Below are 12,063 nucleotides of genomic sequence, written 5' to 3'. Positions count from 1 at the left end.
ATGAAAAATACAATTTTCCAAAAAACAAAATTAGCCATTACTATATCATTGATAATAGAACTTGGCGCTACCGTGCCCGTCGTTGCTCAAGAAGCATTGCAGGCAAAAGACGATGTTGAAGTGATTGCGGTGAGCGGCATTCGTGGCTCATTAATGAAATCAAGTGATATTAAGCGCAGTAACCAAGGCGTAGTTGATTCAATTGTCGCTGAAGAAATGGGTAAATTCCCTGATACTAACTTAGCTGAATCATTGCAACGTATTACGGGCGTATCGGTAAGTAGAGCAAATGGTGAAGGCAGTCAAATAACGGTGCGTGGTTTTGGTCCAGAATTTAATATGGTAACGTTAAACGGTCGTCAAATGCCATCAACAGGTTTCTCGCGGTCATTTAATTTTGAGAACTTTGCATCCGAAGGTGTTAGTGCATTAGAGGTTTACAAAACCTCACGTGCCGATATTCCAACGGGTGGTTTAGGAGCATCTGTTAATATTGTGACTGCTCGTCCTTTGTCACAGCCCGGACAGCAATTCTCATTTACGGCCAAAGCTAATCTAGATACTTCAAACGTGGAAGGTGAAGATGTCACGCCAGAAATTGCAGGCTTAGCAAGTAAAACATTTTTAGATGAACGCCTTGGTGTTTCTGTTACTGGTTCGTATCAGCGACGTGATTTCCAAAAACAATCGGCCAATATTCAAGGTTGGCAGGCAAATGTTGCGCTACCTAGTTTATCTTCATCAAAATTTTCTGACTTACGTCCATTAGATGCAAACGGTGAGCTACTCGCTAACTTCCTAGCCCCTAATGCTAGTGGCGAACTAGAAGCAAGCACTGCACATTTCTTCCCTAAAGATATGAACTACGGCATAGAAGACGTGCAGCGTGAAAGAAAAAATGCTCAGGCGACGGTTCAATTTGCGGTAAACGATCGTTTAACCCTAACGGCCGACTACACAATGAGTAATGTAGTTGCCGGTAGCAACAGCATTGGTTGGGGAATTTGGAATAACTTCGGTGCTAACATAAACACGTATCAACTCGATGAAAATGGTACCACCTTATACGCCAATATTTCAGGTGATGACGCTTCATTTACCGCATCAAGAAGCACAACTGAATTTGATATGAAATCGCTTGGTTTAAACATTGAGTTTGAGGCTCGTGATGACCTAAAGTTAACCTTCGACTATCACGATTCTAATGCAACGATTGACAACGGCATAGATCCTGGCTTACGCAGTGCAGGTCAAGTTATATTGGGTTCCTCTGCTTTAGACTTTAAAGAATACTCTTATCTATCTGGTGATGTACCCCAATTCTCAATTAACTGGAATAATGGCACCAATCAACTGAGCGCTGGTGAAATTGATTCTAACTTCAGTCAGTTCATTCATTCACCTGGTGAATCTGATATTCAGCAGGCTCAATTAGATGTCGAATACTTACCTGAATTTGATAGCTTACGTTCTTTAGTCAAACTTTCAGCCGGATTAAGTAATACTAAACAAACGCTGATTGGCACTAACGGATGGTCGGGTTTGCGCGGTGGTCCTGGTTTCAACCCTAGCTTTAGCGCAATATTTCCTGACAACATGTTTACATTTAATGATACGGGGAACTTTTTAGACCAGTTCGACGGTGGCGGTGCAGCTTTGAGTCCAAACTACTATTGGACCTACGATTTTGATGAAGCCGTTACTCGCCAAGCTGCCTACTTAACATCAGATGTGGTTGGTAGTAATGAATATGTTGTTGATCCTTACTATACTACTAACACAACCTCTAGCGTTGAAGAAACGACAAAGTCTATCTACATCAATTCACTTTGGGAATTTGATATAAAAGATAAGTACGTGGAAATTAATGCGGGTATTCGCTATGAAGAAACCGATGTTATTAGTCCTTCACAAAGTAATATTGCAGAACAGGTAAACTGGGTTGCAGCATCGGAATGGATAACCTCATTCTCTGGTGTGCAAAACGTGTCTAACGATGGTGGATACGATCTACTATTACCAATGATAGATATTCGGGTCGATTTAAGCGATGATTTGGTCTCACGAGTTTCGGTTGGCAAAAGTATTACACGTGCTCCTTTAGGCAACTTACTAGGCGGTTTAGCGCTATCAGGAAGTCCTAAGATTGGCGCTCGTACAGGCTCGAGAGGTAACACTAACCTGAAGCCTTACCAGTCAACCAACATAGACATTTCTGTAGAATATTATTATGAGGAAGGAAGCTATGCAGCTGTAGGCTTATTCTGGAAAAAAGTTGATGACTGGATTGAAACATCAACTGTAGACCTTACATTTGATGGTCTGTATGACATATATCTTGGTCCACGCTGGAACGAAGCTGCTACCAACATTACTACACGAGGAGGGCAAGCCACCGATACTGCCATTTTTGATGAGATGGTTGCTTTAGGTTACGCTAATAGCGATGGTCAGATTGAGCCAGATCCAAGCGGCGACTCCCTCATTTCGTGGCGTTTGAGCTCTCCAGAAAACGTTGAAGAACGCAAAACGAATGGCTTAGAAGTAGCATTTCAGCATATCTTTCAAGAGACTGGTTTTGGTTTAGCTGCTAACGCAACTTTTGTTGATGGTGATGTTGATTATAATCCCTACGTGTTAGCGTCACAAAAGGCGCTGTCTGGACTATCAGACTCTGCTAACTTTCAAGCGTTTTATGAAGATGATAAATTATCAGTAAGATTGACCTACGCATGGCGCGATAGTTATTTAATTGGGCAGGGTCAAGGACAAGGTACATCTGACAACCCGCCACAATTCGCCAAAGAATATGGACAGTGGGACATGAGTGTTAATTATGACATTAATGAAAACCTGACTGTTTTTGTTGAAGGCATCAACTTAAATAACGCCACAGAGCAACACTACGGTCGATTTGAAGAGCAATTTCTATTTGCTGGTCAATATGGCCCACGTTACTCTGTTGGCGTAAGAGTCAGTTTATAGTATTTAGCGTATGCGTAAAAAGCCGCTATTTTTTGCGGCTTCTTACTGTCTAATCATGCGCCTGATAACAACCTCACCCGCTTAGCGGATGAAAGTGTCGTTTTAACGCGCACTCGCTCAATTGACCTATTGTGTCGCAGCCGTTTTTCATTATATCGCATTTGCGTTGCTAAGCTTTATGCCATGCGACACTATGAAAATCTAAAAAAATTAAACATAAATATAACAATATTTACATAATGGAGTGATGCAAACATGGCGTCCAATATCCCAATAGCAGACCCCTCGGTTATACCATCGAACAGTGCTAGTGAACCACAAAATCATTTGTTTTCATTAGTTTCGCTAACGTCATTATTTTTTATGTGGGGGTTTATCACCTGCTTAAATGATATTTTAATTCCGTACTTGAAAAATGCATTTGATTTAAGTTATACCCAAGCCATGCTGGTACAATTTTGTTTCTTTGGAGCCTATTTTGTTGTAGCTATTCCAGCAGGTTGGTTAGTGGGTAAAATTGGCTATAAAAAAGGCATAGTGGCCGGCTTATTAATCGCTAGCCTAGGCTGCGTGCTTTTTTATCCAGCATCAGCACTGCACGTTTATGCTATTTTCTTGTTTGCCTTATTTGTTTTAGCCTCCGGCATAACCATTCTACAAGTAGCAGCCAATCCTTTTGTTACCGCGCTAGGCAGCCCACACACCGCTTCATCTCGCTTAACAATGACTCAAGCATTTAATGCTTTAGGCACCACGGTTGCCCCATTTTTTGGCGCATATCTAATTTTTGGTGGCGGCAATGGTGTTGACACACATATAAGCGGCGACTCTTCTAGTTTAGTGCAATTACCCTATCTAATCCTTGCGGCGGCTTTACTTGGTTTGGCCGCTATTTTCAGCTATCTCAAACTACCTGATTTAGGCCGTAAACAAACAGCAACCGTTATAGAGGGGTCGGCTTGGCAACATCGTCACCTTCGTTTAGGCGTGGTGGGGATCTTTTTATATGTAGGCGCTGAAGTAGCAATTGGAAGCTTTCTAGTCAATTTTCTAAGTCAGCCCGACATAGCTGGTTTAAACGAAGCTCAAGCGTCAAAGTTTATTGCATATTATTGGGGCGGCGCTATGGTAGGCCGCTTTATTGGTGCCTTTGTTATGCAAAAAATAGCGCCAGGCAAAGTATTAGCGTTCAATTCAGCTATGGTCATTATACTTATCAGTAGTGCTGTTTTATTTGATGGTTCTCTAGCAATGTGGTCACTGCTGGCAGTAGGTCTATTCAATTCCATCATGTTCCCCACTATTTTCAGCTTAGCACTGAACGGCCTTGGCACAAGCGCCGCACAAGGTTCAGGCTTACTGTGTTTAGCTATTGTTGGCGGCGCATTATTACCCCTTATTCAAGGTATGCTTGCCGATAGCGTTGGTCTGCAAATCTCATTTGTACTGCCTATGCTGTGCTACATTTTTATTGCTTATTACGGTTTGATAGGTTCAAAACCAACTAAAGCTCTCAGTTAGAGGTATAATTTTGAAAAGAACAAAATCACTTATAGCCGCGATTGTCTTCACCTTTGCTAGTGTTGCATGTACTCAAATTAGCGTAAAGGAAGTACAAGAACGAAACAGTAAGACTTTACCTGACATTGAAATTTGGCCGCAACTAGATATTGCTGTTAAAAAATCTGATGACGTAGAAGCGAGAGTTGCTGCTGTTTTGACAGGCATGACATTAGAGCAAAAAATTGCGCAAATGATCCAGCCTGAAATTAGAGATATTAGCGTTGAGGATATGCGTAAATATGGCTTTGGTTCATACTTAAATGGTGGTGGAGCTTTTCCAAATGATAATAAACACGCCACACCGCAAGACTGGATACAGCTAGCCGAGAACATGTATCAAGCGTCTGTTGATGCAAGCCTAGATGGTTCAACTATCCCAACTATGTGGGGAACCGATGCAGTACACGGTCATAACAATGTAATTGGGGCTACTTTATTTCCACATAATATTGGCTTAGGTGCTACTAACAACCCAGAATTAATTGAAAACATAGCCACAGCAACCGCTACCGAGGTAATGGTAACAGGTATTGATTGGGTATTCGCTCCAACAGTTGCCACTGTAAGGGATGACCGCTGGGGCCGAACATACGAAAGCTATTCCGAAGACCCAGCTATTGTATATGAATACTCAAAAGCGATAGTACGAGGTTTACAAGGTAAACCTGGTAAAAATTTTTTAGGCGACAGCCAAGTTATAAGCACTGTTAAGCACTTTATTGGTGATGGCGGCACCGTTGGGGGTGACGACCAAGGCAATAATATTGCCAGCGAAAGCGATTTATTTAGACTTCATGCGCAGGGTTACGTGGGAGGTTTAACGTCTGGAGCACAATCAGTAATGGCTTCATTTAACAGTTGGCATGGCAAAAAACTACATGGCCACAAATATCTACTAACCGACGTATTGAAAGATAAAATGGGTTTTGACGGCTTTGTAGTAGGCGATTGGAATGGTCATGGCCAAATAGCCGGTTGTACTAATGACAACTGTCCGCAAGCTGCAAACGCAGGTTTAGATATTTACATGGTGCCAACAGCGGCTTGGAAGCCTTTGTATGAGAATTTGCTGCAACAAGTCAAAGACGGCACTATTGCCTTGAGTAGAATTGACGATGCGGTGACACGCATACTGCGTGTGAAAATACGTGCAGGTTTGTTTGAAAAGCCCAGTCCCGCTAATCGTATTTTGTCGGGCAAAACGCAGCTTATTGGTCAACAAAGCCATCGAGACATAGCAAAACAGGCTGTGCGTGAATCACTCGTATTACTAAAGAATAAAAATAACATCTTACCGCTGAGTCCTAACGTGAGTGTACTGGTGGCCGGCGATGCAGCTCACAACATCGGTAAGCAGTCGGGTGGTTGGACTATTACGTGGCAAGGTACCAACAATACTAATGAAGATTTCCCCGGTGGAAGCTCGATTTATGACGGCATAAAGCAGCGCATAGAGGCTGCAAATGGCACGGTAGAATTAAGTGAAACGGGTCAATATAAAACCAAGCCCGACGTGGCCATAGTGGTCTTTGGTGAAGAGCCTTATGCTGAGGGTCATGGCGATGTGGAGCACTTAGATTATCAACGCGGCCTAAAATCTGATTTAGCCTTATTACATAGGCTAAAAGCAGACGGGATCTCCGTTGTATCTATATTTATTAGCGGTAGACCCTTATGGATGAATGCTGAAATTAACGCAAGTGATGCTTTTGTTGCGGCTTGGTTACCTGGTTCGCAAGGAAGCGCTGTTGCCGATGTGTTATTTACCGACGCGCTGGGTAGCATGCAATATAATTTTTCCGGACGTTTGTCATTCTCATGGCCTGCGGATCCTAATCAAGCAACAGTTAACGTCTACGATTTTGAGTATAATCCCTTACTTCCCTATGGTTTTGGCCTGTCCTACGGTGATGAAAACGTATTGCCCGACAACTTATCTGAAACATATGAAAAGAGTATTACGCAAACAAGCGGTGCGACATTATTCACCGGCACTATGCAGAAGCCGTGGGAATTGCGAGTTTTCTCGGGTCATAATTTACAAGATATTACGGCAAGTACTGCCACTGTCGATAATGTATATTACAGAACCGTTGATAGAGTGGTACAAGAAGATGCATTCAGATTAGCAATTACTGCTAGTAACAACAATAGTGGCGTACAAATAGCGAGTAAAAACTATTTTAGGGAAGACATGTCGGCCCAAGCACAAAGTAACGCCGTGTTGTCATTCATGCTAAAGCCCGAATCGGCTATTCCAAATGAAGTATTACTGTCTATGAATTGCGAAACTGTCAGTGACACAGCCGGTAGTTGCGCAGCAGACCTGAATATTGCTGAAGCATTGTTGGCTTTGCCTAAAAATGAATGGAGTGTTTTTACTGTTGACGTGCAATGCTTTGTTCAAAAAGGTGTCACGTTTGAAAATATGGTAGTGCCCTTCCAACTGGGGTCAAAGGAAGCATTTACCGTAAGTCTAAGTGAAATATCGTTTACGTTTAATCAAGCTCACGAAGCTAATCTGAGCTGTGCAGACTGAACTCCTTCGATGTGCAGTGCTCTTGGTATAACTTGTATAAAAACGTTACTTACTTTTCAATTTAGCAGAAGCTAAGGGAATAAAAATATGAATTTTTTGGTAATAAACTTAAATTTAGCCAAGCAAAGAATGGCGTTTCAGTTGAATCAATTAAGCCTAAATTTTGAACGCCTACCTGCCTGTTAAATCAGCCGCTGAGCAATTAGTGAGCAGCGTTTAAGTATGACGCAACATGGAAAAGTGCTATATGAATTGAGGACGCCATACAGAGATGGTACGACCGGTGACCGGCGCGCCAGTAAACCAGATACGGAAGCTACGCTTTCTGGCACCGCGGCGGTACTAAACACGATAGGTACATTTATTCACAACGGCAACAATAGCTACAAAGCCTATAATGGCTACAAGGCGCATTACAAAAAGGAATACCATGATGAAAAGAAGATTAGCGGCAATTATTGGGCTGGTGAGTTTACTCGGTATCAACCACTTCGTGCTAGCACGCCCTGCTCTTGTGGTGTCAATAGATACCCATGACGCATTTTTTGAGGCTATTGCCAAACACTGCGGTAAAGCATTTGAGGGCAAAGTTGTGATTGATAACGATCCAAGTCCGGCCTTTAACAATACGTTAGTAATGCACGTGCGTACTTGCACAAGCACCCAACTACAAGTTCCTTTTCATGTGGGAGATGACGCCTCGCGCACTTGGATTATTACCAAGACAGGCAGTGGTTTGAGCTTAAAGCACGACCATAGGAAACAAGACGGACTTGATGACGAACTCAGTATGTATGGCGGTCACACGGTTGATGCAGGCTATAACAACGTGCAGTCCTTTCCTGCTGATGCTTATTCAAAGCAATTATTTGTAGACCAAGGCATTGCGCAATCTGTTGGAAACACGTGGCAAATATTTGTGTATGACAACACCTTTAGCTACCGCTTAATTCGCCAAGGCAGGGAGTTCAGAGTAGAATTTGACTTAACCAAGCCAGTAGCATTACCTGCAACACCTTGGGGCTATAACGACAAGTAAAAGTTTATCAAAAAATATTATCAATGACCTATAGCCTTAGCCGGAAGCCACTTTTTTAAAATCGCAGCAAGGTGACCTTCAGCAACTAATAGGTCCGCATAAGCCACCATATAGAAGCCCAAAGGGCCGGTACACATCCGCGTTATTGTTTTTTACACTTAAAGAATGCTGAAACACTCATAGTCCTTCTCCACAAATTAATTATCGGGAGTCAGATCAAACTATACCGAAGCGGTAACATGCAAATATCTTTGTAATACAGGATTTACGCTAATCGCAAATGGCTTTATAGCTCGCTCTGCGTAGTTGTTATCTATTTTGAGCCTGCCATCATCTAGGTAACGGCGGTATTTTTTTAAACTGATTTATCGAGTAATTGATGGCTTTACCAAGCGCTATTTTCGGTGGTACTTTATCTTTATACTTAATCAGCCATTGATAAAATCATCAACTATCGGTTTGGCTTTTTGCTGTCTTGCGTTGAAGTTTTCATCGCGCGTTTTATCTTTAATGGCTTACTCGCTTTTATGCGATTCGCTCTTAACTGAACCTCGTAAAACACTGCCATCAACAAGGCCGTTTAAGACGCTATTTTGCTCGAAGACTCGCTGCCCTTTAAGCCATTCTTTACTGTGAAATGATGATTCTAATACAACTTTTGTGAACATATGTTGAGATAATTTCCTGAAAATACGAGCCTACGGATGAAAAAATAAATGACTTGTGGATTACCGTAATCGCATTTGTTACCACATAGCGACAAAGCATTCGCTAAATTGCTTAACATTCTTGGCATATCCGCGTAATAAATATCTTTACAAGCGCTATGCATGCACGCCTTGTGAAATATTTTATTAGAGACATTATTTATATGTCTGCGGTATTTTTAGGCCTTATCAGCTCGCCACTTTTCATAGACCGCAAGACATTCTTGAACGGCTTCTGTGAATCGCTGCTGCAGGCTTTCGTCTGTGGGTTGCTGCTTGCGGATTTTATCTAAAGTTCTTTGGATAGATCTGCGGCTGTCTTTATCAAGGCCCTCAATCCAGTGATTATCGCCCTGCACGAGGTCAAGCAAGTCTCGTCCAGCGTGATTACGATGGCTTATATGCCACCAGTGATCAACGGCTCTGCCAAGCACAATGTAAGCAAACTGACTGTCTTGCACGGGACCAAACATGGCGGTTGTAAGACCCTTGCCAAACGAGGCTATTTTTAGCGCCGGTGACAACAATTTAGCGCCATAGTAATAGCTTCCAGCAGCCCCCATAAAGCCACCTAAAAGTGCGCCGGTGCCAAGGGATGCACCAAAGGTAAGTGCATCTATTGAAACACCGCCTATAGCACCTGCACCAAAACCAGCGGTAACTAAATAACGCCGGCTTACGGCCCATTGCTGTCGGCTGTCTTGGGAAAATAAGTCTTGGGCACTGTGCCAATTAAGTTCGGTTTCTTGGCGGCGAATGCGCTGATGTTGGTATAAATGCTCAATACTTTTACGCAAGCTTTGTTCGCGTTCACGCTGATGTTCATACCAGCATTTACTGAGCTTGCCTGCCAATTCACCTTGGTCGGAATCGCTGCTCACGTTTTCATGTTGCGCGAAAGTGCGTTTTTCTTGATACGACATCATGTCACTTAAGGCTTTGGCAACAATACTGGCTGACTGACTGCGTCTTTGCTGACGCTGCTTTGACAAGTATTGCGTGGCTTGGTTTAAGGTTTTTTCCCACTGTGGCTCAAGCTGGCCGAAGGCTCGCAGCAGGCTTAAGTGCTGTTCAAAAGGTGCTCGCACTGCGTTAAATTTACGCACAACTTGAAAGAATTGGCCTAATGCTGCCTGCCACGTATCGCTGTAGTCTTCAAGGCCTATGGTATTGATTAAGGCTAGGCTAGGTCGACCCGTCCAGCGTAATATGGTCATCTCAGCCTCGTGCTGCGCGCTGTAAGGCACCGAGCCGTCTACCACATAAATGATCCCGGCACCTTCAATTAAGGGCTGGAGTAATTCGCATTCATCGGTAAAACGCTCGTCATCTTTATGCTGCCCTACAAAGGCTTTAAGCGTATCGCTGTGGTCAGAAGCCGATACACTATGCGCTTCGAGCCATTCCAGCACTTTTCTAGGACGTTGAAAGCCCGGGGTGTCTACCAATGTATAGAGTATTTTACCGTCTACGCTTAAGGGATAAGACTGGCTTGAGCGCGTGGTGCCAGGCTCTAGTGCAATGGCAATAGCATCGTTTTGCGATAAGGTGGCCACAATGCTCGATTTACCTTTATTGGGATGGCCTACAACGGCAAAATTGGGCGCGCTATTCATGCTGTATGTCCTGTAAAACAGAGCTTACTTCATCTGTGGGTAGCAGACTTACCGACACAAAATCTGGCAAAGTACGATTGGCAAACCTTAACCACTGCTGCACATGATGCGGTTGGGGTTCGCGCTGCAGGTTGGTAGCCACAGGCACTATCACTATATGCGCAGTTTTTGGCCAGTTTTTGTATGCATTGGCAATGAAGTCTTCTAGCTCACCCGTGGGTGGCTCCCAACTGTGAGTTACTAACAAAACGTTATGATCATCTGCTTTAAGTGATGTTTTTAAGATAGTGGAAGTTGTTGCTGAAGGCTTGTAAGCTGCTGACTCTTGGGCTTCTTGACCACTTGCTTGGGCTTTTTTATCCTCTGACTTAGGCGTTTTTACTGTGTACTCATATGGCTTTTGCGCTTTTGTTTTGGACTTTGTATCGCTTATGGATGAGGATTTTTTGCTCAAGGCACTCGCGACTTTAGCCACGGTATTGCGATCATCAACAAGTGTCATACTTCCGCCTACCTTCGCCACCACCATTTTATCAGCGTTAAGCGTTTGAGGAAGTGCAGTATCATGGGCACCTGCCCATGTTAATAGAACGCGCGCGTTTGGCAGCGGCGACAGCGCAAACTGCTGGCTAATATCAGGTAAATCTACAGAATCGTTATGCTCATTGCCCGTTTCCAGCGTGGGCGTTTGCATACGATATTGAAGTGCGGCTGCAGCCGGGTGCGTAGCCAATAAGCGGCGGGCTTTACGCTCAACAATAAGGCCTGCTGTAAAGTATAAAATTGCACGCGGCAGCAGCGTCCACGTTGTCCATAACATGGCAATAAAGGGCCACCATTGACCCCATAAGGCTGGGTTTATATTAGTGTCTGGTGAGCTTGCTCGAAAAAACCGTGTGGCTTCTACTAGCGCAAGATCGGGCGCGGCCAGAGGCCATAACCAAGCCCAAGGCGCTGCAACTATACCAATAAATCTATGATAGGCTTGCGCATCAGTTTCAAGGGTAGTGCTCCAACCAAAGGCTAGGTCTTGCAGCAGCACCATGGTTAATAGTGTTAGCAGCCCGGCAAAGGCAAAGCACAGGCCGCCAAGTTGCGCTGCTTTCGCCATTAATACCGGCTGAAGCTTTGTTTTAATGTCATTGGGTGCATTTTTTTGAAAACGGCGAAGCACTAGCCGCCAAGGTTGCCAGCCCGCTAGTGACTGCACAGTAGTAAATAGCGCCAGTAAAAGTTGAAACGCCACAAAAGCTATAATAACCGTAATATTGATTCGCTGGCCACCATCGTAAAACAACAGTCCCAGCATGCTTAAAATCCCAAACAACGTACCAAACGCAACAAAGCTACTGTTGATACGTCGCCAACTACGCAACGTTTGCAAAGCCTGACGAGACTCAGCTTCAGCATCGTTAAACCTATTGATATAAGCCATCCAGCGTTTTGACGTTGGCTTTTCGCCTTGCTCTTCACAGGTAAGCGCAAACTTGCGGTCACGCCTATGTAAAAATACTGAATCTTGGCCACTGTCTCTTTGAGCGCAGGCGTCAAAATCTAGCAGCAGGCGAACACAGCGATTGGTCATTAATATTTCCGTTGATAAGTGAGGCATAA

Annotated in this window: 7 protein-coding genes and 1 pseudogene; 5 read left to right on the top strand and 3 right to left on the bottom strand. The window is 43.7% G+C overall.

The features are described from left to right. The 5 genes and pseudogenes from GPUN_RS07435 to GPUN_RS07420 all read left to right on the top strand — a co-directional run bounded on the left by GPUN_RS07435 (nucleotide 1) and on the right by GPUN_RS07420 (nucleotide 8,126). Complete coding sequence (locus tag GPUN_RS07435; protein WP_006005077.1) at nucleotides 1–2,985, top strand: TonB-dependent receptor; 2,985 nt, start codon at nucleotides 1–3, stop codon at nucleotides 2,983–2,985. A 255-nt stretch (nucleotides 2,986–3,240) separates the two neighbouring features. Then, nucleotides 3,241–4,506: a sugar MFS transporter gene (locus tag GPUN_RS07430; protein ID WP_006005075.1), complete on the top strand. Its 1,266-nt coding sequence runs from the start codon at nucleotides 3,241–3,243 to the stop codon at nucleotides 4,504–4,506. 10 nt (nucleotides 4,507–4,516) lie between these two features. Further along, entirely contained in the window at nucleotides 4,517–7,087 is a 2,571-nt protein-coding gene (locus GPUN_RS07425) for a glycoside hydrolase family 3 protein (RefSeq protein WP_006005073.1), read from the top strand. A 291-nt stretch (nucleotides 7,088–7,378) separates the two neighbouring features. Next, nucleotides 7,379–7,489 (top strand): annotated as a pseudogene (locus tag GPUN_RS14620) (branched chain amino acid aminotransferase); the annotation flags it as partial. A 28-nt stretch (nucleotides 7,490–7,517) separates the two neighbouring features. Then, nucleotides 7,518–8,126 (top strand): hypothetical protein, encoded by a 609-nt coding sequence (locus tag GPUN_RS07420; protein WP_006005071.1) that lies wholly within the window; start codon nucleotides 7,518–7,520, stop codon nucleotides 8,124–8,126. A 221-nt stretch (nucleotides 8,127–8,347) separates the two neighbouring features. Here the strand turns inward: GPUN_RS07420 and GPUN_RS14530 are convergent, their stop codons facing one another. From GPUN_RS14530 to GPUN_RS07410, 3 genes are all read right to left on the bottom strand, one after another. Next, a complete protein-coding gene (locus GPUN_RS14530; RefSeq protein ID WP_081483924.1) occupies nucleotides 8,348–8,491 on the bottom strand; it encodes an IS66 family transposase in 144 nt (47 codons plus the stop codon). 521 nt (nucleotides 8,492–9,012) lie between these two features. Then, the gene (locus GPUN_RS07415) at nucleotides 9,013–10,449 is read right to left on the bottom strand and encodes a GTPase/DUF3482 domain-containing protein (RefSeq protein WP_006005067.1); all 1,437 of its coding nucleotides are present in this window, start codon (nucleotides 10,447–10,449) and stop codon (nucleotides 9,013–9,015) included. Continuing rightward, nucleotides 10,442–12,034 (bottom strand): DUF2868 domain-containing protein, encoded by a 1,593-nt coding sequence (locus GPUN_RS07410; RefSeq protein ID WP_006005065.1) that lies wholly within the window; start codon nucleotides 12,032–12,034, stop codon nucleotides 10,442–10,444. Before GPUN_RS07410 ends, GPUN_RS07415 begins: the two co-directional genes overlap by 8 nt. Between the last annotated feature and the right edge of the window lie 29 nt (nucleotides 12,035–12,063).

The organism is Glaciecola punicea ACAM 611 (assembly GCF_000252165.1).
In the GTDB taxonomy this organism is placed as follows: domain Bacteria; phylum Pseudomonadota; class Gammaproteobacteria; order Enterobacterales; family Alteromonadaceae; genus Glaciecola; species Glaciecola punicea.
Note: the sequence above shows the minus strand (reverse complement) of the source record. Positions and strands in the feature narration are given on the sequence as shown.

What these genes read in the sequence shown, in the direction of transcription:
- GPUN_RS07435 (WP_006005077.1), top strand. Translation starts at nt 1, where the DNA reads ATGAAAAATACAATTTTCCAAAAAACAAAATTAGCCATTACTATATCA.
- GPUN_RS07430 (WP_006005075.1), top strand. Translation starts at nt 3,241, where the DNA reads ATGGCGTCCAATATCCCAATAGCAGACCCCTCGGTTATACCATCGAAC.
- GPUN_RS07420 (WP_006005071.1), top strand. Translation starts at nt 7,518, where the DNA reads ATGATGAAAAGAAGATTAGCGGCAATTATTGGGCTGGTGAGTTTACTC.
- GPUN_RS07415 (WP_006005067.1), bottom strand. Translation starts at nt 10,449, where the DNA reads ATGAATAGCGCGCCCAATTTTGCCGTTGTAGGCCATCCCAATAAAGGT.
- GPUN_RS07410 (WP_006005065.1), bottom strand. Translation starts at nt 12,034, where the DNA reads ATGACCAATCGCTGTGTTCGCCTGCTGCTAGATTTTGACGCCTGCGCT.